Genomic DNA, 23,049 nt, shown 5'->3' on the forward strand with positions numbered 1-23,049 from the left:
GGGACGCGGCGCTTCGCGCAGCGTCCCGGCGCGGCGCTAGCGCGCCGCGTAGTACTCGACCACGAGCTGGACGTCACCGGTCACGGGGACCTCGGCGCGCTTCGGACGACGCAGCAGCGTCGCGTGCAGCTTGTCGAGCTCGACCTCGAGGTAGCCCGGAACCGGAGGCAGAACGTCGGCGTGACCGCCCGCCGCTGCCACCTGGAAGGGCTCGGTGCCCTCGCTCTTGGCCTTGACGTGGATGAGCTGACCCGGCTTCACGCGGAACGACGGGCGGTCGACGGTCTGGCCGTCGACGAGGATGTGGCGGTGCACGACGAGCTGGCGGGCCTGCGCGGTGGTGCGGGCGAAGCCGGCGCGCAGCACGAGCGCGTCCAGACGCATCTCGAGGAGCTCGACCAGGTTCTCACCGGTCAGTCCCTGGGTGCGGCGAGCCTCGTTGAACGTGTTGCGCATCTGCTTCTCACGGATGCCGTACTGCTCGCGCAGACGCTGCTTCTCACGGAGGCGGACGGCGTAGTCGCTGTCCTGCTTGCGCTTGGTGCGGCCGTGCTCGCCCGGAGCGTACGGACGCTTCTCGAGGTACTTGGCGGCCTTCGGCGTCAGCGGGATGCCGAGCGCTCGGGAGAGGCGGACCTTGCGGCGGTCCTGGGACTTCGTGGGCACGGATGTGTCCTTCCAAAACAACATGGCCGCGTCTTTCGCGGACTCATGGACGTATCTCCCGACCTGCCCTGACGGAGCGCACGTCGGGGCGCACCGAAGGTGTTGTGGGGGAAGGAGATACCCGAAAACTGCGTTTCGAGCCGGTCCAGCTTAGCAGATCGGCGCCCAGCGCCTGGTCAGGCGCCGGAACCGAGGATGCGGCGGATCTTGTCGAGGCGGCCCTGCACATCGCGTTCCTGCCCGTGGCTGGTCGGTTCGTAGTACCGCTTCGATGTCAGTTCGTCTGGCAGATACTGCTGGGCTACGACGCCGACATCGGAGTCGTGCGGGTACCGGTAGTCCTTGCCGTGGCCGAGCCGCTTCGCGCCCGGGTAGTGCGCGTCGCGCAGGTGGGGCGGGACGCGGCCGAAGCCGCCGGCGCGCACGTCCGCGATCGCCTTGTCGATCGCCAGGTATGCGGCGTTCGACTTCGCGGTGGTCGCGAGATAGGCGGTCGCCTCGGCGAGCGGGATGCGGCCCTCCGGCATCCCGATGAAGGCAACAGCGTCGGCGGCGGCGACCGCGATAACGAGGGCTTGCGGATCGGCGAGTCCGATGTCTTCGGATGCCGAGATCACGAGGCGCCGCGCGATGAACCGGGGGTCCTCTCCCGCCTCGACCATGCGCGCAAGATAGTGCATCGCCGCGTCCACATCGGATCCGCGGATCGACTTGATGAATGCGCTGATCACGTCGTAGTGCTCGTCGCCCTGGCGGTCGTAGCGCAGCAGCGCGCGATCCACGGCACTGGCCACATGGTCGGCGGTGATCTCCGATAGGGCCGGATCCGACGCCTCGTGGGTGTCGTCGTCCTCGACCGGCTCGGCGAGGGATGCCGCGGCCTCCAGCGCGGTCAGGGCTCGTCGCGCGTCGCCGGAGGCCAGTCGCACCAGGGCGTCGCGCGCCTCGGGCAGGAGTGTCACACCACCGCCCAGTCCGCGAGGGTCGGCGATCGCGCGGTCCAGCAGCATGCCGAGATCCTCGTCGGTCAGCGGCCGCAGGGTGAGCAGCAGCGACCGCGAGAGCAGCGGCGAGATCACCGAGAACGACGGGTTCTCGGTCGTGGCGGCGATCAGCACGACCCAGCCGTTCTCGACTCCGGGCAGGAGCGTGTCCTGCTGCGCCTTCGTGAAGCGGTGGATCTCGTCGAGGAAGAGGATCGTCGACTGGCCGTAGAGGTCACGCTGAGTCAACGCCTCCTGCAGGACCTCCCGCACGTCCTTCACGCCCGCCGTCACCGCCGACAGCTCGACGAAGCGGCGACCGGACGAGCGGGCGATCGCCTGCGCGAGCGTCGTCTTGCCGGTGCCGGGGGGTCCCCACAGGATCACCGATGCCGCCGCCCCCGTCGAGATGTCGGGCCGGGCCAGCAGCACGAGAGGTGAGCCGGGCCGCAGCAGGTGCGCCTGGCCGGCGACCTCGTCCAGCGACGTCGGTCGCATGCGCACGGCGAGGGGGGTCTGCCCCTGGAAGAGCGCGGCGGAGGTCACGCACCCAGGCTAACGGCCGCATCCGACCCTCGGTGCGGCGCGGGTTTGGCCCCCGTCTCGGCGGCCCGTATGATCAACCCGCCCGGGTTGCCCGGCGAGCAAGGGAGGTCCCGTGGCGACCGGTGGAAAGCAGCGTGACACGCGTGCGGAGCGAGAGCGCGTGCGGGTCTATCAGGCCCGCCGGGCGCTTCACGTTGAGCAGTCACGGCGCCGCACGCGCGACAATCTGATCGCCGGCATCGGTGGCGGACTGCTGATCCTCGCGGTCATCGGAGGCCAGGTGGCGTACTTCATGGCCGGGCCCGGCGCCCCGGTCCCGACCCCCTCGGCGACACCGTCCGCGACGCCCACCCTCTGACCCGCCGACGGCGTCCTCTGCGCCCTCGGTGAGAGCTTCCGCCCGTACTAGGCTTGGGAGCCGTCCATCCCCCACAGGCGGCGAGAGCCGCGATGAGGTGCATCCCGTGACTGCCGCAGCAGAGTCCACTCCCGAATCCGCCACCGAACCCGCTCCTGAGACCGAACCGTGGGGACGCGTCGACGACGACGGCACCGTCTCGGTGCGCGAGGCCGACGGATGGCGCGTGGTCGGCCAGTATCCCGACGGTTCGGCTGAGGAGGCGCTCGCGTACTACCGCCGCAAGTTCTCCGATCTGGCCAGCGAGGTCGCGCTCCTCGAGGTGCGCCATCGTCACGGTGGCGCATCGACGGCAGACCTTCGCGCTGCCGCGAAGGCGCTGCACGCCAAGCTCCAGGACGCGGCCGCGGTCGGCAACCTCGCCGCGCTCGATGCCCGCGTGCTCTCGCTGACCGGAGCGCTCACGGAGGCAACCGCCACTGAGGCCGCCGCACAGCGTCTGGCAGTCGAGGACGCTGTGCGCGCGCGCACCGAGCTCGTCGAGAAGGCCGAAGCGCTCGCCGCCCGCGACCCGCACAGTGTGCAGTGGAAGCAGGCATCCGCCGATCTCGCATCGCTGTTCGACCAGTGGCAGGCGCAGCAGCAGAACGGACCTCGTCTGCCGAAGTCGACCGGTCAGCAGCTGTGGAAGCGCTTCCGCGATGCGCGGGCGACCGTCGACAAGCACCGTCGCGAGTTCTACGCCGAGCAGGACGAGGCGCACAAGACCGTTCGCGACCAGAAGGTGCGTCTCGTCGAGAAGGCCGAGGCGCTGGCGCCGAAGGGCGAGGACGGCATCGCGACCTACCGCGAACTGCTCGACCAGTGGAAGACCGCCGGCCGCGCCGGCAAGAAGGCCGACGACGCACTCTGGGCCCGGTTCAAGGCCGCTGGTGATGCCCTCTACGGCGCCCGCGGGGAACGCGAGGCAGCGGACGCCGAGGCATCGCGCGAGAAGTTGCACGCCAAACGCGCCCTCCTCGACCAAGCCCGCGTGATCGCCGACGAGCCGGATCTGGTCAAGGCCCGCAGCGCACTGACGGAGATCCAGCGTCAGTGGGACGACATCGGGCGGGTCTTCCCGCAAGACAAGGAGCGCGCGCTAGAGGACGACCTGCGCCGGATCGAGACGGCCCTTCGCGGTCGCGAAGAGACGGACTGGAAGCGCAACAACCCCGAGACCAAGGCGCGCGCGGACGAGATGACGCGTCAGCTGACCGAGGCGATTCAGAAGCTCGAGGATGAGCTGAGCAAGGCGAACAAGTCGGGCGATGAGGCGGCGATCGCCAAAGCGACCGAGGCGCTGGATGCGCGACGCGCCTGGCTCACCGCCCTCGGCGGCTAGGCCGCGGCTGGTCCCCGCGCCACCCTCCCGTCGCGGCGGGCGGCTTGTCCACAGACTCGCCGGGCGCGGTCCTGGGAGGACCACCCGTCGGGCACAGTGGCTCTCATGCCTTCACCGTTCCTGTACTTCGCGAATGATCGACTTTCGCCTGCCGAGCTGTCCGCCGCGCGCCTGGACGGGCACCTCGTGGAACTCGGTGAGGCCTACATCCCCGCCGACGCCGTTGAGACCCGCGCGCTGCGCGCCGGCTCGCTGAGCGGACTGCTGGGCGACAGCCTGGCGGCCACTCACCTCAGTGCGGCGTGGATTCATGGTGCGCTGCACGAGCCGCCCGCCCGTCACACCGTGCAGCGCGCTGTCGCGCGTCGTCTGCACCACGTGATCGGCCGCCGCCTGCAATACCGGGATCTCCGCGTGGATCCCGATGACCTGACGACGATCGGCGGGGTCCTGGTGACCCTTCCCGAGCGCACACTCGCCGACCTCTCGCGGGTGCCCGACGCCGAGTATGCTGCGGCGGGGAGGATGCTGGCGGATGCCCTCCCTGGGCTGGCGGCGCGCTCCATCCTCTGGCTCGAGTCCCACGGCGCCCTCCCCCACAAGCGGTCAGCTCTGGCATTCCTGCGCGAACTCGCCGAGCGCGAAAGCGCAGGCGCGGGTCAGGACGACGTGACGCGGTAGACGTCGTACACGGCGTCGATGCGCCTCACGGCGTTGAGCACGCGCTCGAGGTGGACGATGTCGCCCATCTCGAAGACGAAGCGGCTCAGTGCGAGCCGGTCGTTGGTCGTCGAGACCGTGGCTGAGAGGATGTTCACGTGGTGCTCGCTCAGCACGCGCGTGACATCGCTCAGCAGCCCGGAGCGATCCAGCGCCTCGATCTGGATCTGCACGAGGAAGATGCTCTTGGCCGTGGGCGCCCATTCGACCTCGATGAGCCGCTCGGCGTCGTTCATGAGCGATTGCACGTTCGTGCAGTCGGTGCGGTGCACTGATACGCCGCTGCCGCGGGTGACGAAGCCCAAGACCTCGTCGCCGGGGACCGGCGTGCAGCACTTGGCGAGCTTCACGAGGATGTCGGGCGATCCGCGCACGAGCACGCCGGAGTCGCCGCCGCGCGGCTGACGGGAACGCCCCACATGCGGAATGTCGATGGGTCCGGTCGAGGTGTCGTTCGCGCTGACGGCAGCGGTGACCTTTTCGATGACCGATTGCGTCGAGACGTGCCCCTCGCCGACGGCGGCGTACAGCGCGGTTACGTCCTCATAATTGAGCGCGCGAGCCACCTCGCCGAACGAGTCCTGGCTCATCAGGCGCTGCAGCGGCAGGTTCTGGCGGCGCATCCCGCGCGCGATCGCCTCCTTGCCCTGCTCGATGGCCTCTTCGCGGCGCTCCTTGGTGAACCAGCCGCGGATCTTGCTGCGGGCTCGGGTGCTCTTGACGAAGGTCAGCCAGTCCTGACTGGGCCCGGCATCCGGATTCTTCGAGGTGAAGACCTCGACCACGTCACCGCTCTGCAGTTCTGATTCGAGGGGCACGAGGCGGCCGTTGACCTTGGCGCCCATCGTGCGGTGGCCAACCTCGGTATGCACGGCGTACGCGAAATCGACCGGGGTCGCGCCGGCGGGAAGGCCGATCACGCGGCCCTTCGGGGTGAAGACATAGACCTCTTTGGCGCCGATCTCGAAGCGCAGGGAGTCCAGGAACTCGCCCGGATCGGCCGTCTCGGCCTGCCAGTCCGAGATGCGTGCCAGCCACGCCATGTCGGTGTCGACCGACTTCGCGTCGGGCTTGCCGCCGGTCAGGCGCTCCTTGTACTTCCAGTGCGCAGCCACCCCGTATTCGGCCTGCTGGTGCATCTCGTTCGTGCGGATCTGGATCTCCACCGTCCGGCCGCCGGGCCCGATGACGGTCGTGTGCAGCGACTGGTACAGGTTGAACTTGGGGGTCGCGATGTAGTCCTTGAAACGGCCCGGCAGCGGCGTCCAGCGCGCGTGGATCGCGCCGAGGACGGCGTAGCAGTCGCGGACGCTCCCGACGAGGACGCGGATGCCGATGAGGTCGTAGATGTCGTCGAACTCGCGGCCGCGAACGACCATCTTCTGGTAGACCGAATAGAGCTGTTTCGGACGGCCCATGACGCGCCCGCGAATGCGCAGTTCCCGCAGGTCGGTTTCGACCGCGTCGATGACGCTCTGGACGTACTGCTCGCGCTGCGGCGTGCGCTGCAGGACGAGGCTCTCGATCTCGGCGTAGAGCTTCGGATGCAGCACCGCGAACGAGAGGTCCTCGAGTTCGGACTTGATCGTCTGGATGCCGAGCCGATGCGCGAGCGGCGCGTAGATCTCGAGGGTCTCGGTGGCCTTCTTCTGCGCCTTCTCGGGCGGCACGAAGCCCCAGGTGCGAGCGTTGTGCAGACGGTCGGCGAGCTTGATGAGCAGCACGCGGATATCGCGCGACATCGCGACGATCATCTTGCGCACCGTCTCGGCCTGCGCGCTCTCACCGTACTTGACCTTGTCGAGTTTGGTGACGCCGTCCACCAGCATCGCGACCTCGTCGCCGAATTCGGCGTTCAGCGTTTCAAGGGCGTACCCGGTGTCTTCCACCGTGTCGTGCAGGAGCGCTGCGGCTATCGCCTTCGGGCCGAGGCCGAGGTCCGCGAGGATCTGAGCCACGGCGAGCGGGTGCGTGATGTACGGTTCACCGCTCTGCCTGGTCTGGCCTTGGTGTGCCTCGTCCGCGACCGTATAGGCGCGCTCGATGATCGACAGGTCACCTTTGGGGTGGTGGGTGCGCACCGTCCGAAGCAGCTGTTCGACATCATCGCGTCGTGCGGACCGCGAGAATATGCGTGGGACGAGCCGGCGCAGCGACGATGCTTGGGCGGGCGGCGACTGGGCGGGAGGAACGGTCTCGGCCATCCGATACTCCCCTCCGCTGGACCTCAATCCTACGCCCGCGGCGGTCAGCCCCCGCTGCAGGGAGAACCGGTGCTCAGACCGGCGCTCCGGCCCGCTCGCGTGCGCTCAGAGCCCGAGCATCGCGGGCCTTGACGTCTGCCTCGTTCTCGCGGAAGAGCGAGTACAGCGGAGCTGCGACGAACAGCGTGGAGTAGGCCGCGACGATCGTGCCGACGAAGATCGCCAGTGAGATGTCGGTCAATGTCTGCGCACCGAGCCAGAGCGCTCCGATGAAGAGAATCGCCCCGGTGGGGAGGATCGCCACGACCGTGGTGTTGATCGACCGGATCAGGGTCTGGTTCACGGCGAGGTTCACCGATTCGCCGAACGTGCGCCCCGAGATCTCACCGTCCTCGGTCGTGTTCTCCCGGATCTTGTCGAACACGACGGTCGTGTCGTACAGCGCATACGACAGGATCGTGAGAAATCCGATGACCGCCGCGGGCGAGATCTCGAAGCCCCAGAGAGCGTAGACGCCGACCGTGATGACCAGCACGTCGAGCAGTCCGATGATCGAGGTGACAGACATCTTCCAGGTGCGGAAGTAGAGGGCAAGAATCAGGAAGGTCAGGGCGAGGAAGATCGCCAGACCCCAGAGCGACTGGCGGGTCACGTCGGCGCCCCAGCTCGGTCCGATGAACGAAGAGGTGACCTCGCTGACCGGCACGGCGTAGGCCTCGGCGAGCGCGTCGGTGACCTGCTGCGTCTCGACGGGGGTGAGCTGATCGGTCTGCACCCGCACGGTGGCGTCGCCGACGGTGGTGACCTTGGTGGTCGCGTCCGGGACGACGGTGTGCACCGCGTCGGTTGCGAGCTGCTGATCGGGCGACGAGACCCCCGACACGGTGAACTGCGAGCCGCCGGTGAACTCGATGGAGAACTGGATGGGGCGAAACAGCGGCACCAGGGCGGACCCGATCACGAGGATCGACGCGATGATGAACCACAGGCGGCGTCGACCCACGAAGGGGAACGAGGTCTTGCCGGTGTAGAGATCGTTGCCGAGCTGGCTCATCGAGCGCATCAGAGCTCTGCCCCCTTGTCGGTCTTCGACGGTTTGCCGGTGTCGGGCACCTTCGTCAGCTCGGCCTGCTTCCGCTCGGCGATCGTCTGACGGCGCTCCGCTTCGCCCCGCGAACGAGACGCGCGGCGATCTGCCTGGGTCTTCGTGCTCTGGGCCACCGGGGCACGGAACCGGGCGCGCCCGCGGTAGACGGCGCCGAGCGCGGCGGGATCCATTCCGGAGAGCGGATGCCCCGACCCGAAGAACTTGGTGCGGGCAAGCAACTGCATGACCGGGTGGGTGAACAGGATGAAGATCATGACGTCGATCACCGTGGTGAGTCCCAGTGTGAATGCGAAGCCCTTCACCGTGGCGTCGGCCAGGATGTACAGCACGACGGCGGCGAGGATGTTGATCGACTTGGAGATGTAGATCGTCCGCTTCGCGCGTCCCCAGCCGTCCTCGACGGCGCCGGTGATCGACTTGCCGTCGCGCAGCTCGTCTCGGATGCGCTCGAAATAGACGATGAAGGAGTCGGCTGTGAATCCGATCGAGACGATCAGGCCGGCCACTCCGGCCAGTGACAGGCGGAAGCCCAAGCGCCACGCCAGGATGGAGATCGTGATGTACGTCAGCACACCCATGACCGCGAGCGAGGCGATGATCACGAGTCCGAGCGCGCGGTAGACGATGAGCACGTAGATCGCGACCAGAGCCAGGCCGATCAGACCCGCAATGAGGCCGATCATGAGCTGCTGGGAGCCGAGTGTGGCCGAGATGGTGTCGGAGCTGACGACCTCGAAGCTGAGCGGCAGCGCGCCGTACTTCAGCTGATCCGCGAGCACCTTGGCGCTGTCCTGCGTGAAGCTGCCCGTGATGCTGGGGTCGCCGCCGAGGATGACCGCGTTCATCGACGGTGCGGAGAGCACATAGCCGTCCAGGACGAAGGCGAACTGGTTCAGCGGCGGGTTGGCGCCGTACAGGCGCTGGCTGATCTCGCCGAACGTCTTGGTGCCGGCGTCGTCGAACTTGAGGTTGACCGCCCACTGGCCATTCGTCTGCTGCAGGCCGAACGTCGCGTCGCTGATCGAGGATCCGTCGAGCTCGACCGGCCCGAGGATGTATTTCACCGTGCCGTCCGGGTCGCACGTGATGAGCGGCTCGTCCTTGGGCGCGTTGGCCGGATCGTTGTCGGGGTTCGCGCAGTCATACGCGAGGTACTCGGCCTGCAGGGCGGGGGTGATCCACGCGAGGTCGCTGCCGTTGGTCGGCGACGTCGTCGGGGTGGCCTCGAGCGAAGGGTCGGGGCTCGGATACGGCGTCTCCTTGCCGTCCTCGCCGACGAAGGTGGTCGCGGGCTGCCCGGCCACGAGCACGGCACGCAGCTGCAGCTGAGCGGATGCCTCGATGCGCTGACGGGTCTGCTCGTCTGCTTGACCAGGGATCTGAACGACGATGTTCTTGCCGCCCTCGGTGGTCACATCCGCTTCACCGACACCTGAGGCGTCGACGCGCTGGCGGATGATCGTGACGGCCTGGTTCAGCTGGTCTTCTGTCGGTGCGGTGCCGTCGGCCGTCTGCGCCTCGAGGATGATCTGCGTGCCGCCCTGGAGGTCGAGCGCGAGCTCGGGAGTCCACGAACTCGCCTTGAACACATAGACGCCGAGCGCGTTGATGCCGAACAGGACGGCGGTGATGATCAGAAGACCGGTCAGCGCACGCCAGGCATGCCGGACAGGAGTGGGGGTCGCCACGAAGGGTCAGCTTTCTGAGAGCCCCGGAGGGCGTTCGGTCAGGCCTTGGGCTTGGTGTCCGCGTCGGTGTCGGGGTCGGCGGTGTGCTCAGCCTCGACGGCGCGTGCGTGGTCGTCGCTGATCGAGCTGATCGACCCGCTCGCGACACCGGCGATGTAGCCCGCCTCGTTCGCCTCGGCCTCGATGAACTCGTCCTCGGTGACCGTTCCCTCGGTCGGGTCCACGACACGGAGGATGGCCTGGCTGTGCACCTTGATCTCGACGCCCGGCGCGATCTCGACGACAGCGGGGCGGTCGAGATTGTCGGGGTCGAAGGAGACGATCGTGCCGTACAGGCCGCCCTGCATCAGCACCTCGGCGCCGGGGACCGTTTCGCGCGCCTTCTTCTCCTGCTCGATCTTCTGCTTCTGCGTGCGTCGGCGCGAGCTCCAGAACATGAAGCCGAGCAGGACGACCAGCAGGATGATGAGGCCGTAGTTGGAGAGGAATTCCATGGAGGCGAGAGCCTTTCGAATCAGGCGTGTGCCGTGGCGGCGCTGCCTTGCAGGAGGGAGTTAGGCGAGAGCCTCCAGCGATTATAGATCATCGAATCTGAGCGCCGAGTCGACGTGTGAGGCGCCCATGTGCGCGAACGCCGACGGCATCGCGATACGGCCGCGCGGTGTGCGGCCCATGAAGCCGATGCGCACGAGGTATGGCTCGACGACGGATTCGATCGTTTCGGCCTCCTCTCCGACGGCGACCGCGAGCGTGCTGAGCCCGACCGGCCCCCCGCGGAACCGCCGTACGAGCGCATCGAGGACGGCGCGGTCGAGTCGATCGAGCCCGATCGCGTCGACATCGTACAGGTCGAGTGCGGCATCGACGGTCGTCGTGTCGCCGGCGCCCCCGCGAACGACCATGAAATCCCGCACGCGGCGCAGCAGCCGGTTGGCGATGCGCGGCGTGCCGCGCGACCGCCGGGCGATCTCGGCGCGCGAGGCGGGCGGCAGGTCGACCGAGAGCATGGCGGCCGAACGCTCGATCACCCGCTCCAGCTCATGTGGCTCGTAGTACTCGAGATGCGCGGTGAACCCGAACCGATCGCGGAGGGGGTTGGGCAGCAGCCCGGACCGCGTCGTCGCGCCCACGAGGGTGAACGGCGACAGATCGATCGGGATGCTGGTGGCACCGGCGCCCTTGCCGACCATGATGTCGATCCGGAAGTCCTCCATCGCGAGGTAGAGCATCTCTTCGGCGGAGCGTGCCATGCGGTGCACCTCGTCGATGAACAGCACCTCGCCGGGCGTGAGGCTGGACAGGAGCGCTGCCAGGTCGCCCGCGTGCTGGATCGCCGGGCCGCTCGAGAGCCGCAGCGGCCGGGCGCTCTCGTGCGCGACGATCATCGCGAGCGTGGTCTTGCCCAGGCCCGGCGGGCCGGACAGCAGGATGTGGTCGGCGGGCCGCTGCTGGATGCGGGCCGCGTCCAGCAGCAGCTGCAGTTGCCCGCGCACCTTCTGCTGGCCGACGAACTCCGCCAGGGATGCCGGCCGCAGGGCGCCTTCGATCGCGAGCTCCGCCTCGTCGACGGGCTCGTCGGCGTCGTGCACGTCATCCACCGGTGCGCTCCTTCCGCGCCGGACCGAGCGTCGCGAGCGTCAGGCGCAGGAGTGCCGGAACGGCCGCGCGCTCTGCGGGGCTCGCCTCCTCGACGGCGGATGCCACCGCCTCGCTCGCGGCGCGCTCGCTCCAGCCGAGGCCGACGAGCGCCTGCGTGACCTGCGCGGCCACGCCGGGCGCGGCATCGGCACGCGCGGCTCCGCCCGAGCGCGGCGCGACGACCCTGCCGGCGAGCTGGACCACGATGAGCTTCGCGGTCTTCGGTCCGATGCCCGACACCCTGCGAAACGGGGAATCGTCGTCGGCGGTGACCGCCTCCGCGATCTGCCCGACACTGAGGGCTGCGAGCACTCCCAGGGCCGACTTGGGACCGACGCCCGTGACGCTCAGCAGCTGCGTGAAGACGACGAGCTCGTCGTGGCTCTCGAAGCCGAACAGCGAGAGCGCGTCCTCCCGCACGATCAGGTTCGTGTGCAGATGCACGTCGTCGCCGACGTTTGTGGCGGCGGCGACATGCGGCGTGACCGCGACGGCCAGTCCGATCCCCCCCACCTCCACCACCAGCGAGTCCGTGTCGACGTGGGCGGCCCGACCGCGCAGCGAGGAGATCATGTGCTCAGCCTACGAGCCGGTTCGCAGATTTGTTCGACCGACACGCTCATCGGCGGGCGAGACGTTCAGCGTCCGCCCACGCCCGCTGCGCCGGGGTCAGCGAACCACCGGTTGCCGCCTGGGCGGCGCCGCCGCGCCACGCGTGGCACAGCGCGAGAGCGAGCGCGTCGGCGGCATCTGCGGGCTTCGGCACCTCATCCAGCCGCAGGATCCGCACGATCATCGCCTGCACCTGCCGCTTGTCGGCCGCTCCGTAGCCCGTCACGGCGGCCTTCACCTCGGTCGGGGTATGGGTCGTGGCGGGCAGGCCCCGTTCGCCGGCGATGAGCAGTGCGATGCCGCTCGCCTGCGCGGTTCCCATCACGGACTGGCGGTTGTGCTGCGAGAAGACGCGCTCCACCGCCATCACCGACGGGCCGTGCTCGTCGATCACGGCGCGGATGCCGGCCGCGATGGTCACCAGGCGGCGCTCGATCCGCTCACCCGGGTCGGAGCGGATCACGCCGACGTGCACCAGCGTGGCCGATCGGTCGCGCGCCACATCCACGACCCCGATGCCGCAGCGGGTCAGCCCGGGGTCGATGCCGAGAACACGCAGAGCTGCCACTCCCCCACGCTAAGCGGCGGAAGGGAAGGAGTCGTCAGCGGCGCGCCCTACTCGTCGGTCTCGAGCTCGGCCTGCACCTCGGCCGACAGGTCGAAGTTGCTGTAGACGTTCTGCACGTCGTCGCTGTCTTCGAGTGCGTCGATCAGCCGGAAGACCTTGCGCGCCGTGTCGGCGTCGATCTCGACCTTGAGGCTCGGGACGAACTCGACGTCGGCGGACTCGTAGTCGATGCCGGCGTCCTGCAGCGCGGTGCGGACCTTGACGAGGTCGCTCGCGTCGGTGAGCACCTCGAATCCGTCGGAATGGGGCGCGATCTCTTCGGCTCCGGCATCCAGCACCGCGAGCATGACGTCGTCCTCGCTGGTTCCCTCGCCGCCGACGACGATGACGCCCTTGCGGTGGAAGTTGTAGGCGACGCTCCCCGGGTCGCCCATGGTCCCGCCGTTGCGGGTCATCGTGGTGCGCACTTCCGCCGCCGCGCGGTTCTTGTTGTCGGTGAGGCACTCGATCAGCAGCGCGACGCCGTTGGGCCCGTAGCCCTCGTAGATGATCGTGGCGTAGTCGACGGACTCACCGGTGAGCCCCGCCCCCCGCTTTACGGCGCGGTTGATGTTGTCGATCGGGACCGACGTCTTCTTCGCCTTCTGGATGGCGTCGACCAGGGTCGGGTTGCCCGAGAGGTCGGCACCGCCCATCTTGGCTGCGACTTCGATGTTCTTGATGAGTTTGGCGAACGATTTGGCACGGCGCGAATCGATGATCGCCTTCTTGTGCTTCGTCGTCGCCCACTTGGAGTGGCCGGACATGGCTCCAGTTTACGCGGGCAGGGCGACTGTCTCGAAGCCGAAGCGCAATGAGGTCACGCCGCACCCTGCTGAGGCACGCCGGCGCGGGCGCGGGGGTCGGCCGCGCGATCAAGGGGGTGCACCCGCGAGCGTCGTCAGGCGGCGCGCACGGTGTCGAGGAAGAGCTCGTGAAAACGACGCTCCCCGGTGACCTCCGGGTGGAACGACGTGCCCAGCAGCTGGGCGTGTCGGACGGCCACGACCCGGCCGTCCGCGAGCCGCGCGAGCGGCTCCACGCCGGAGCCGACCTCTTCGACCAGCGGCGCGCGGATGAACACCGCGTGCACGGGGGGGTCGCCCAGCGCGGGAACGTCCAGGTCCGTCTCGAACGATTCCAGCTGACTGCCGAATGCGTTCCTGCGCACCACGACGTCGAGGCCGCCGAAGGTCTCCTGGCCCTGGATGCCGTCGGTGATCCGGTCGGCCAGGAGGATGAGCCCGGCGCACGTGCCGTACATCGGCATGCCCGCGGCAATCGCGTCGCGGATGGGCCGCTGCATCCCGAACGCGCGGGAGAGCTTGTCGATCACGCTCGACTCGCCGCCGGGGATCACGAGCCCCTCGACCGCCGTCAGCTCGTTCGGACGCCGGACGAGTTCCACGTCGGCGCCGAGGTCGCTCAGCACGCGGGCGTGCTCGCGAACGTCGCCCTGCAGAGCGAGCACTCCGACGTGCGGCCGCCTACCAGCCACGCTCGGAAAGGCGGTGCGGCGCGGGCAGGTCCGACACGTTGATGCCGACCATCGCTTCGCCGAGGCCCCGCGACACATCCGCGACGACCTTGGCGTCGTCGAAGAAGGTCGTCGCCTTCACGATCGCCGCGGCGCGCTGTGCGGGGTTGCCCGACTTGAAGATGCCCGACCCGACGAAGACGCCGTCCGCGCCGAGCTGCATCATCATGGCTGCGTCGGCCGGCGTGGCCACGCCTCCGGCGACGAACAGCACCACGGGAAGCGTGCCGGTCTCGGCGATCTCGGCGACCAGCTCGTAGGGCGCCTGCAGCTCTTTGGCCGCGACGTAAAGCTCATCCTTGGTCAGCGAGCGCAGGACGTTGATCTCGCCGGAGATCTTTCGGATGTGCTTGGTGGCCTCCGAGACATCGCCCGTGCCGGCCTCGCCCTTGGAGCGGATCATGGCCGCACCCTCGTTGATGCGGCGCAGAGCCTCCCCGAGGTTGGTTGCACCGCACACGAACGGGACGGCGAAGCGCCATTTGTCGATGTGGTTCATGTAGTCGGCCGGCGACAGGACCTCGGACTCGTCGATGTAGTCGACGCCCAGCTCCTGCAGCACCTGCGCCTCGACGAAGTGCCCGATGCGGGCCTTGGCCATCACGGGGATCGACACCGATGCGATGATGCTCTCGATCATGTCGGGGTCGCTCATGCGTGACACCCCGCCCTCGGCGCGGATGTCGGCGGGCACGCGCTCCAGCGCCATCACCGCGACGGCTCCGGCATCCTCCGCGATCTTGGCCTGGTCCGCGGTGACGACGTCCATGATGACGCCGCCCTTGAGCATCTCTGCGAGACCGCGCTTGACGCGGCTCGATCCATGTTGCGCGGCCGCGTTCGAGGGAGTGGTGCTGTCAGTCATAATCATCGATTCTAGTTGGGCGCGGATGCCGCTCCAGCCGTGCCTGAGGGGCCACGGGCGATCGGCTGGACCGGGTCGGATCTGGTTCAGGCGTGCCAGGCGTCGGCGACCGTGCGACGGACTTCGCCCAGCAGCTGCGGCAGCGCCTTGGTCTTCGCGATGATCGGGAAGAAGTTCGCATCGGCCGTCCACCGCGGGACGATGTGCTGATGCAGGTGGCCGTCGATCCCGGCTCCAGCGACGTGGCCCTGGTTCATGCCGATGTTGAAGCCATCGCACCGCGACACCTTCCGCAGGACGGCCATGCCGCGCTGGGTGAGGGCGCCGATCTCGGCGACCTCCTCCCCGGTCGCCTCGTCATACTGAGAGATGTGCCGGTACGGGCACACCAGCAGGTGGCCGGAGTTGTACGGGAAGAGGTTCAGCAGCACGAACGCCGTCGTGCCGCGGGCGACGATGAGCGAGTCCTCATCCGACATCTGCGGCGCCGCGCAGAACGGGCACGCGTCGCGCAACGGCTGCGGGCCGGCTGCGATATACGCCATCCGGTGAGGCGTCCACAGCCGCTGGAACTCATCAGGGATGCCGGCGAGGGTGGCGGCGTCGACGAGCCCCTCGACAGGCGCGTCAGTCACGCCAGGTCCCCTGCCGAGTTGACCAGCGCCCGCGTCGAGATCGCGTCGCGGATGCGGCGGATGGCCTCCTCGATCGGCACGCCGTTCTCCTGCGACCCGTCGCGGAAGCGGAACGATACCGTCCCGCCCGCGCGGTCCTGTTCGCCGGCGATGAGCTGGAGGGGCACCTTGTGCGTCGTGTGGGTGCGGATCTTCTTCTGCATCCGGTCGTCGCTGTGATCGACCTCTGCCCGCACGCCGTCCCGCTTCAGCCGTGCGATGACCTCGTCGAGGTAGTCGTCGTACTCCTCGGCGACCGGGATGCCGACGACCTGCACCGGCGAGAGCCACACCGGGAACGCGCCGGCGTAGTGCTCGAGCAGGATCGCGAAGAAGCGCTCGATAGAGCCCATCAGCGCGCGGTGGATCATGACGGGGCGCTTCTTCACACCGTCGCGGTCGGTGAATTCGAGGTGAAACCGCTCGGGCAGGTTGAAGTCGAGCTGCACGGTGGACAGCTGCCAGGTGCGACCGATCGCATCCTTGACCTTCAGGTCGATCTTGGGACCGTAGAACGCCGCCTCGCCTGGCACCTCAGTCAGTCTGAGTCCGCTCGCGAGGGCGACGCGGCGCAGCGCATCGGTGGCCTCCGCCCAGTGGGATTCGTCGCCGATCCACTTCGCCTTCTCGTCGTCGCGCATCGACAGCTCGAGCTCGAAGTCGCTGAGGCCGAAGTCCCGCAGCAGCGAGAGGACGAATTCGAGGACCTCGGCGACCTCACCCTCCAGCTGCTCGGGCGTGACGAACAGGTGGGCGTCGTCCTGAGTGAAGCCGCGCACTCGGGTCAGGCCGTGCAGCGCACCGGAGAGCTCGTTGCGGTAGACCGTCCCGTTCTCGGCCAGGCGCATCGGAAGGTCCCGGTAGCTGCGTGCACGCTCCCGGTAGATCAGGATGTGCATCGGGCAGTTCATCGGCTTCAGGTAGTAGTCGACGCCGGCCTTGGTGATCTCGCCGTTCTCGTCGCGCTCCTCGTCCATGTGGATCGGCGGAAACATGCCCTCCGCGTAGGTCACGAGGTGGTTGGACTCGATGAAGAGGTCCTTCTTCGTGATGTGCGGGGTATACACGTAGGTGTACCCCGCGGCGCGGTGGCGATGCAGCGCGTGCTGCTCCATCTCCTGGCGCACGATGCCGCCCCGCGGGTGCCACACCGACAGCCCCGAGCCGATCTCCTCCGGGAACGAGAACAGGTCCAGCTCCTTGCCGAGACGCCGGTGATCGCGCTTGGCGGCCTCCTCCTGACGCCGCTGGTACGCTCGCAAATCATCCTTCGACGGCCAGGCGGTGCCGTAGATGCGCTGCAGCTGCGGGTTCTTCTCGCTCCCCCGCCAGTACGCGGCGGCGATGCGAGTGAGGTCCCAGCCGTTGCCGATCATGCGCGTGTTCGGCAGATGCGGGCCGCGACAGAGGTCCTTCCAGACCACCTCGCCGTCACGGGTCACGTTGTCGTAGATCGTGAGCTCGCCGGCGCCGACCTCGACCGACGCGCCGTCGGCGGCGTCCTTACCCGAAGATGTGCCGCCCTTCAGGCCGATCAGTTCGAGCTTGAACGGCTCAGCGGCCAGTTCCGCCCGGGCCTCCTCGTCGGTGACGACGCGTCGCACGAACCGCTGGCCGTCTCGGACGATGCGCTGCATCTCCTTGCCGATTGCCTTGATGTCCTCGGGCGTGAACGGCTGCTGCACGCCGAAGTCGTAATAGAACCCGTCAGTGATCGGCGGGCCGATGCCGAGGTTGGCCTGCGGGTTGATGCGCTGCACCGCCTGGGCCAGGACATGCGCGGCGGAGTGACGCAGGATCGCGAGGCCGTCAGGGCTCTCGATCGTGACCGGCTCGACGGAATCCGTCTCGGCGACGGTCTCGGCGAGGTCTCTCAGCTCGCCGTTCACCCGCAGCGCGACGACGGATCGAGCGGGGAAGAGGGCGAATCCGTCAGCGGGGTAGGTCACGTCCGACGGAGGTGTGACGTCAGTCAAGGAACTCTCCAGAGGGTGGCTCGGATCAAAGGCTGCTCAGCTTCAGGCGCGCGCTGCGCCCCGCCCGCTCAGGCGCCGAGCGTTCGCGTGCCGGCGACGGCGACGACGGTCGCATTCGGCAGGTGGCGCAATCCCATGCACCACAGTCTAGTTCCGGGTCGACGCGCACATTCGCGCAGCGCCCATCCGATCGCCGCGCGGGTGAAGAACTCGCGGTCGTCGAGGTTTCGAGCGATCATCGCCGCGAGAAGCCCTCGATCGACGCTTTTTGCGGCCCTCGGGAGTTGCCACTCCACGAGCGCGGGGCGCACCGTGGCCCCCGACACGTTGAACCCGGAATTCCGGCGGCTTCTCTCTGTGCGCGATACTGGGATCGAACCAGTGACCTCTTCCGTGTCAGGGAAGCGCGCTACCGCTGCGCCAATCGCCCAAGTCCGCCGGCTCGCGCCGGGAGTGGAGGTGGCGACGGGATTCGAACCCGTGTAAACGGCTTTGCAGGCCGGTGCCTAGCCGCTCGGCCACGCCACCGTGTGGATTGACCCCACGTGCCGTGATTCCTCCGAAGAGGGATCCCTGCACTCGAGCGGATGACGAGACTCGAACTCGCGACCCCAACCTTGGCAAGGTTGTGCGCTACCAACTGCGCTACATCCGCGTTCCCAGAATTGCTCCAGGCGCTTGAACGACTTTAGCCGATGATCCAGGACTCGCCAAACCAGCGCGGGCATGCGCGTGTCATATGAGCGGGTTCGCTCGCGCTTCAGGCATCCGGTAACATCGTGAGTCGACCCCGCAGGGGTCTGGGGCGATTGGCGCAGTTGGTAGCGCGCTTCCTTCACACGGAAGAGGTCATCGGTTCGAGTCCGGTATCGCCCACCACGCACCGCAGTTCAGTTCCCGACATCCCAGCCGTAGCGGCGGTGCAGCGCGTCAGCGACCCGCGCGAACCGCTCCAGATCCAGCTCAGATGCTTCACGCCGCATGCCTTGCCGATGCACGCTGTACAACTGATCGATGTCCACCCACGACGGGCGACCCTGTGAGTCCCACGGACCCGCACCGATCGCAATGAAGTCCCGATCCGCTTCGTGCGACCTGCTCGTCAGCCGCACCGCGTAGACGTGTTCGTCATCCCACCGGCCGATCACCAGGACCGGACGGTCCTTCCCGCGGCCGTCGTTCTCGGTGTACGGCACCCACGTCCAGACGATCTCGCCCGCGTCGGGGTCGCCGTCGCGGTCGGGCGCGTAGCTGATGCGCAGGCCATTCGGTCGAGGCGGGTCTATCTCCACCGTCGAGGTCGAGGTCGAGGTCGAGGTCGACGGCGGGGCCGGGGTGGGTGTGGTGCGGAACAGGCGTGACAGTGCCCCGAGGAGACCCCTGCGCCGCATTGCCATGCCCTCATGCACACTCAGACCCTATCCGGACGCAGGGCAGAACGCCCCGCGTCCGAAGTCGCGGGGCGTTCTGGAATGGTGCGGGTGTCAGGCCCTCGCGTCGGCGAGGACGTAACCCTCTTCGCCGTGCATGATGGTGTCGATACCCGCGATCTCATCCTCGTTCTTGACGCGGAAGCCGATCGTCTTCTGAATCGCGAACCCGATGATCCAGGCGAGGACGAACGAGTAGATGAGGACCGCGAAGGCCGCGATCGCCTGGACGAGCAGCTGAGCGCCGCTGCCGCTGTAGATGAGGCCGGTGCCGTTGGCGAAGAAGCCCAGGTACAGGGTTCCGATCAGACCGCCGACGAGGTGGATGCCCACCACGTCGAGCGAGTCGTCGAAGCCGAGCTTGTACTTCAGTTCGATCGCCAGGGCGCAGACCGCACCGGCGACCAGACCGAGCACGATCGCCCAGATCGGCGTCAGTGAGGCGCAGGCGGGGGTGATCGCGACCAGGCCGGCGACAGCACCCGACGCGGCTCCGACGGAAGTCGGCTTGCCGTCCTTGATCTTCTCGACGATGAGCCACGCCAGCAGAGCCGCTGCCGGTGCCGCGAGCGTGTTGACGAACGCGATTGCGGCGGTGTTGTCGGCGGCGAGCTCGGAGCCGGCATTGAAGCCGAACCAGCCGAACCACAGCAGACCGGCGCCGAGGAGCACGAAGGGCGGGTTGTGCGGGACGTTCACGCCCTTCTGGAAGCCGACGCGCTTGCCGAGCACGAGTGCGAGTGCGAGGGCTGCGGCACCAGCGTTGATGTGGACGGCGGTACCACCGGCGAAGTCGATCGCACCGACTCCGAACCAGGTCTGCATGCCGTAGGTGATCCAGCCGCCGTAGGAGAAACTGCCGTCCTCGGCGAGGCCGAAGTTGAAGACCCAGCTCGCAACCGGGAAGTAGACGACGGTCGCCCAGACCGCGGCGAAGATCATCCACGCCCCGAACTTCGCGCGATCTGCGATCGCGCCGGAGACCAGCGCGACCGTGATGATCGCGAAGGTCGCCTGGAAGGCCACGAACGCGAGCGGTGGGTACGCGGCGCCCTCGGGCGTGACGAGGAGACTGGACAGGCCGAATTCGGAGGGGTCGATCGTCCAAGGGAAGTTGATCGTGCCCACGTCCGTGGTCGGGAAGGCGATCGCGTAGCCGTAGAGGACCCAGAGGACCCCGATGATGCCCATCGCGCCGAAGCTGAGCATCATCATGCTGATGACGCTCTTTGCCTTGACCAGGCCTCCATAGAAGAAGGCGAGTCCTGGGGTCATCAACAGAACGAGTGCGGCGGATATCAGGATGAATGCTGTATTGCCTTGATCCATCTCGAATGAACCTCTCTGCAGGGACGCAGGGTAAAAGCGTCGGGTGGTCTCAGTGTCGAGGGTGCGGGTTTCCTCCGACGGTCACACGGTGTTTCGCGCGTGTTACACAACCCCGACCGAGGTAAACATCAAGTTTCGGGACGCCGTGAGCAACGGCGGAATCTCGCGGATCGGCGGCGCGGCCCGCTAGTCGAGGGTAGAGGCCACGAGCCGCGAGATCGCGCGCAGGTACTTCTTGCGGTAGCCGCCGGCCAGCATCTCATCCGGGAAGACCAGATCGAGCGTCTCGCCGGTGGCGCGGATCGGCATCTGCGCGTCGTACACCCGATCGACGAAGGCCACGAACCGCAGCGCCGCGGACTGATCGGTCAGCGCCGCGACATCGCGCAGTCCGACCATCGACAGTCCGTCGATGAGCCGAATGTAGCGGGACGGATGCACGGTGGCCAGGTGTGCGACCAGGTCGGCGAACCCGTCATCGGAGACCACGCCACGCGTGCCTGCATCCGCGATCGCGGCCTCATACTCCGCGGAGCTCAGCGCCGCGGCATGGCCGTCGAGCTGTCGATGGCGGTAGTCGGTGCCGTCGATGCGGATGGTCTCGAAGCTCGCGGCCATCGCGTGGATCTCGCGGAGGAAGTCCTGTGCGGCGAACCGGCCCTCGCCCAGTGCGTTCGGCGGCGTGTTGGATGTCGCGGCCAGGCGCGTGCCCGAGGCCACGAGCTCGCCGAGCAGCCGGGTCATGACCATCGTGTCTCCGGGGTCATCGAGCTCGAACTCGTCGATGCAGAGCAGGTCGGACCCGCGGAAGAGCTCCACCGTGTTCTGGTAGCCGAGGGCGCCCACCAGCGCCGTGTACTCGATGAACGAACCGAAGTACTTCCGCCGCACGGGCATCGCGTGGTAGGTCCCCGCCAGCAGGTGCGTCTTGCCGACGCCGAACCCGCCGTCCAGGTACACGCCTGGCCTGGGCGCGGGGCCTTTCTTCGCACGCCGGAGGAACCCACCCCGTGCCTCAGGCTGACCGAGCCCCGCGAACGCCATGAGTGTGCTCTTGGCATTCTGCTGCGATGGGAAGGCCGCATCCGCGCGGTAGGACTCGAAGGTGGCGTCTTCGAACTGGGGCGGGGGAACCAGCGACGCGACCATCTCGGCACCGGAGATCTGCGGAGTGCGCTCGGTGAGTCGAACGATTCCCGTGGGGGTCGCGGAGAGTGTCATCCTGCTGATCCTGTGTCGCCTTCTTACAGAGTGAGTGCGTTCCTGGGCCCGGGAATCTAGGGTCGAAGAGACGGTCCAACCCTATGCCGTCGCTTCCGCCATCCTGACCCGAGGAGCAGCCGGTGTCCGTCGAGTTCGACACGTCATCCCCCAAGTTCGCCGAGTACTCCGAGCCCGGCCGGCTCGTCACCGGAGATTGGCTCGAACATCACCTCGGGCAGCCCGGCCTGGTCGTGGTCGAATCCGACGAGGATGTGCTCCTCTACGAGACCGGCCACATCCCCGGCTCGGTGAAGGTGGACTGGCACACCGAGCTGAACGATCCCGTCGTCCGCGACTATGTCGACGGCGTGGGATTCGCCGAACTACTGAGCCGCAAGGGCATCTCGCGCGAAGACACCGTTGTCATCTACGGCGACAAGAACAATTGGTGGGCCGCCTACGCGCTGTGGGTCTTCTCGCTGTTCGGCCACGAGGACGTGCGGCTGCTGGACGGCGGTCGCGACAAGTGGATCGCGGACGGGCGACCGATCACCACGGACGCCGCGGTGCGCGAACCGACCGACTACCCCGTCGTGTCCCGAGACGACAGCAGGCTGCGCGCCTACAAGGACGACGTGCTCGCCCACCTCGGCAACCCCCTGATCGATGTCCGCTCACCCGAGGAGTACGAAGGCTCGCGAACGTCCGCGCCGGCCTACCCTGAAGAGGGCGCGCTCCGGGCCGGCCACATCCCGACCGCGAAGAGCGTGCCGTGGGCGCGCGCGGTGGCCGCGGACGGCGGCTTCAAGACGCGCGCCGAGCTGGACGCGATCTACCGTGACGAAGTCGGGCTCTCCGACGGCGACGAGGTCGTCGCCTACTGCCGGATCGGCGAGCGTTCGAGCCACACCTGGTTCGTGCTCCATCACCTGCTCGGCTTCGAGAAAGTCCGCAACTACGACGGATCGTGGACCGAGTGGGGCAGCGCGGTGCGGGTGCCGATCGCGACAGGCGCCGAACCCGGCGGGCTCCCGGGCTGAGCCTGCGCCGCGGTGATCGGCGCGTGGGAGGATGAGAGGGATGACCACCCACGTCCTGCCCGCTTCCCTCGCCGAGATTCGCGACGAGTTCCTCGAGCTGCCCGAAGCCGACCGGCTGCAGCTGCTGCTCGAGTTCTCGAACGAGCTGCCCGCGGTTCCGGAGAAGTACGACGGCCACCCGGAGCTGCGGGAGCGGGTCGCGGAGTGCCAGTCGCCTGTCTACATCATCGTCGACGTCGACGACGACGGCGTGGTCGCGATGCACGCGACCGCGCCCAGGGAAGCGCCGACCACGCGCGGCTTCGCGAGCATCCTCGTGCAGGGGATCGCCGGGCTCACCGCCGACGCCGTGCTCGCGATCCCCGACGATTTCCCGCAGAGCATCGGATTGACGCGGGCGGTCTCGCCGCTGCGCATCGCGGGGATGGCGGGGATGCTGCGACGCGTCAAGCGCCAGGTCGCAGAGAAGCGTCCCGCCTGA

The 23,049-nt window shown here is 68.1% G+C and carries 23 protein-coding genes and 4 tRNA genes; 6 read left to right on the top strand and 21 right to left on the bottom strand.

Annotated elements, in window-relative coordinates; translation table 11 throughout:
- Positions 1-36 precede the first annotated feature (36 nt).
- Positions 37-666 (bottom strand): 30S ribosomal protein S4, encoded by a 630-nt coding sequence (gene rpsD / locus QZV84_RS06300; protein WP_292826986.1) that lies wholly within the window; start codon positions 664-666, stop codon positions 37-39.
- Between the two features lie 176 nt (positions 667-842).
- Entirely contained in the window at positions 843-2,147 is a 1,305-nt protein-coding gene (locus QZV84_RS06305) for a replication-associated recombination protein A (RefSeq protein WP_292827123.1), read from the bottom strand.
- Between the two features lie 160 nt (positions 2,148-2,307).
- On the opposite strand from QZV84_RS06305, the gene QZV84_RS06310 reads away from it, so the two are divergent.
- From QZV84_RS06310 to QZV84_RS06320, 3 genes are all read left to right on the top strand, one after another.
- Entirely contained in the window at positions 2,308-2,553 is a 246-nt protein-coding gene (locus tag QZV84_RS06310) for a dioxygenase (RefSeq protein ID WP_292826989.1), read from the top strand.
- A 106-nt stretch (positions 2,554-2,659) separates the two neighbouring features.
- Positions 2,660-3,937: a DUF349 domain-containing protein gene (locus QZV84_RS06315; RefSeq protein WP_292826993.1), complete on the top strand. Its 1,278-nt coding sequence runs from the start codon at positions 2,660-2,662 to the stop codon at positions 3,935-3,937.
- 105 nt (positions 3,938-4,042) lie between these two features.
- Positions 4,043-4,618 carry a type IV toxin-antitoxin system AbiEi family antitoxin gene (locus QZV84_RS06320; protein WP_292826996.1) on the top strand — a complete coding sequence of 192 codons (576 nt, stop codon included), beginning with the start codon at positions 4,043-4,045 and terminating at the stop codon, positions 4,616-4,618.
- Here the strand turns inward: QZV84_RS06320 and QZV84_RS06325 are convergent.
- The 16 genes from QZV84_RS06325 to QZV84_RS06400 all read right to left on the bottom strand — a co-directional run bounded on the left by QZV84_RS06325 (position 4,597) and on the right by QZV84_RS06400 (position 18,221).
- Entirely contained in the window at positions 4,597-6,861 is a 2,265-nt protein-coding gene (locus QZV84_RS06325; protein ID WP_292826999.1) for a bifunctional (p)ppGpp synthetase/guanosine-3',5'-bis(diphosphate) 3'-pyrophosphohydrolase, read from the bottom strand. The genes QZV84_RS06320 and QZV84_RS06325 overlap by 22 nt on opposite strands.
- A 73-nt stretch (positions 6,862-6,934) precedes the next feature.
- A complete protein-coding gene (gene secF / locus QZV84_RS06330; protein ID WP_292827002.1) occupies positions 6,935-7,924 on the bottom strand; it encodes a protein translocase subunit SecF in 990 nt (329 codons plus the stop codon).
- Positions 7,924-9,657 carry a protein translocase subunit SecD gene (gene secD / locus QZV84_RS06335; RefSeq protein WP_292827005.1) on the bottom strand — a complete coding sequence of 578 codons (1,734 nt, stop codon included), beginning with the start codon at positions 9,655-9,657 and terminating at the stop codon, positions 7,924-7,926. Before secD ends, secF begins: the two co-directional genes overlap by 1 nt.
- Before the next feature lie 38 nt (positions 9,658-9,695).
- Positions 9,696-10,151 carry a preprotein translocase subunit YajC gene (locus QZV84_RS06340; protein WP_292827008.1) on the bottom strand — a complete coding sequence of 152 codons (456 nt, stop codon included), beginning with the start codon at positions 10,149-10,151 and terminating at the stop codon, positions 9,696-9,698.
- Positions 10,152-10,232: 81 nt separating this feature from the next.
- Positions 10,233-11,255 (bottom strand): Holliday junction branch migration DNA helicase RuvB, encoded by a 1,023-nt coding sequence (ruvB, locus tag QZV84_RS06345; RefSeq protein ID WP_292827011.1) that lies wholly within the window; start codon positions 11,253-11,255, stop codon positions 10,233-10,235.
- Positions 11,248-11,868: a Holliday junction branch migration protein RuvA gene (gene ruvA, locus QZV84_RS06350; RefSeq protein WP_292827014.1), complete on the bottom strand. Its 621-nt coding sequence runs from the start codon at positions 11,866-11,868 to the stop codon at positions 11,248-11,250. Before ruvA ends, ruvB begins: the two co-directional genes overlap by 8 nt.
- A 46-nt stretch (positions 11,869-11,914) precedes the next feature.
- On the bottom strand, positions 11,915-12,475 hold the full coding sequence (gene ruvC, locus QZV84_RS06355; protein WP_292827017.1) for a crossover junction endodeoxyribonuclease RuvC: 561 nt from the start codon (positions 12,473-12,475) through the stop codon (positions 11,915-11,917).
- 47 nt (positions 12,476-12,522) lie between these two features.
- Entirely contained in the window at positions 12,523-13,281 is a 759-nt protein-coding gene (locus tag QZV84_RS06360) for a YebC/PmpR family DNA-binding transcriptional regulator (protein WP_292827019.1), read from the bottom strand.
- 134 nt (positions 13,282-13,415) lie between these two features.
- Entirely contained in the window at positions 13,416-14,012 is a 597-nt protein-coding gene (gene pdxT, locus QZV84_RS06365; protein ID WP_292827021.1) for a pyridoxal 5'-phosphate synthase glutaminase subunit PdxT, read from the bottom strand.
- Positions 14,002-14,916, bottom strand: coding sequence for a pyridoxal 5'-phosphate synthase lyase subunit PdxS (gene pdxS, locus QZV84_RS06370; RefSeq protein ID WP_292827024.1), 915 nt, complete (start codon positions 14,914-14,916; stop codon positions 14,002-14,004). The genes pdxT and pdxS overlap by 11 nt, the downstream gene beginning before the upstream one ends.
- 86 nt (positions 14,917-15,002) lie before the next feature.
- Positions 15,003-15,551: an HIT domain-containing protein gene (locus QZV84_RS06375; protein WP_292827027.1), complete on the bottom strand. Its 549-nt coding sequence runs from the start codon at positions 15,549-15,551 to the stop codon at positions 15,003-15,005.
- Positions 15,548-17,539, bottom strand: a complete 1,992-nt coding sequence (gene thrS / locus QZV84_RS06380) for a threonine--tRNA ligase (RefSeq protein ID WP_292827125.1) — start codon at positions 17,537-17,539, stop codon at positions 15,548-15,550. Before thrS ends, QZV84_RS06375 begins: the two co-directional genes overlap by 4 nt.
- A gap of 95 nt (positions 17,540-17,634) precedes the next feature.
- The gene (locus QZV84_RS11455) at positions 17,635-17,877 is read right to left on the bottom strand and encodes a DNA alkylation repair protein (protein WP_363331890.1); all 243 of its coding nucleotides are present in this window, start codon (positions 17,875-17,877) and stop codon (positions 17,635-17,637) included.
- Between the two features lie 47 nt (positions 17,878-17,924).
- Positions 17,925-17,996 (bottom strand) — tRNA-Val (locus tag QZV84_RS06390).
- A 24-nt stretch (positions 17,997-18,020) separates the two neighbouring features.
- Positions 18,021-18,094: transfer RNA gene (locus QZV84_RS06395), tRNA-Cys, on the bottom strand.
- 54 nt (positions 18,095-18,148) lie between these two features.
- Positions 18,149-18,221, bottom strand: a tRNA-Gly gene (locus tag QZV84_RS06400).
- Positions 18,222-18,369: 148 nt separating this feature from the next.
- Between QZV84_RS06400 and QZV84_RS06405 the strand changes: the two genes are divergently transcribed.
- Positions 18,370-18,445, top strand: a tRNA-Val gene (locus QZV84_RS06405).
- A gap of 11 nt (positions 18,446-18,456) precedes the next feature.
- Here the strand turns inward: QZV84_RS06405 and QZV84_RS06410 are convergent.
- The 3 genes from QZV84_RS06410 to zapE form a co-directional block, all read right to left on the bottom strand.
- Entirely contained in the window at positions 18,457-18,963 is a 507-nt protein-coding gene (locus QZV84_RS06410) for a type II toxin-antitoxin system PemK/MazF family toxin (RefSeq protein ID WP_292827030.1), read from the bottom strand.
- An 87-nt stretch (positions 18,964-19,050) separates the two neighbouring features.
- Positions 19,051-20,325, bottom strand: coding sequence for an ammonium transporter (locus tag QZV84_RS06415; protein ID WP_292827033.1), 1,275 nt, complete (start codon positions 20,323-20,325; stop codon positions 19,051-19,053).
- A gap of 186 nt (positions 20,326-20,511) precedes the next feature.
- Positions 20,512-21,546 (bottom strand): cell division protein ZapE, encoded by a 1,035-nt coding sequence (gene zapE / locus QZV84_RS06420; protein WP_292827036.1) that lies wholly within the window; start codon positions 21,544-21,546, stop codon positions 20,512-20,514.
- A gap of 122 nt (positions 21,547-21,668) precedes the next feature.
- Here zapE and QZV84_RS06425 point away from each other — a divergent pair, with 122 nt between their 5' ends.
- The gene (locus QZV84_RS06425) at positions 21,669-22,568 is read left to right on the top strand and encodes a sulfurtransferase (RefSeq protein WP_292827039.1); all 900 of its coding nucleotides are present in this window, start codon (positions 21,669-21,671) and stop codon (positions 22,566-22,568) included.
- Positions 22,569-22,608: 40 nt separating this feature from the next.
- Complete coding sequence (locus QZV84_RS06430; RefSeq protein ID WP_292827042.1) at positions 22,609-23,049, top strand: SufE family protein; 441 nt, start codon at positions 22,609-22,611, stop codon at positions 23,047-23,049.

The organism is Microbacterium sp., assembly GCF_011620715.1.
Taxonomy (GTDB): domain Bacteria; phylum Actinomycetota; class Actinomycetes; order Actinomycetales; family Microbacteriaceae; genus Microbacterium.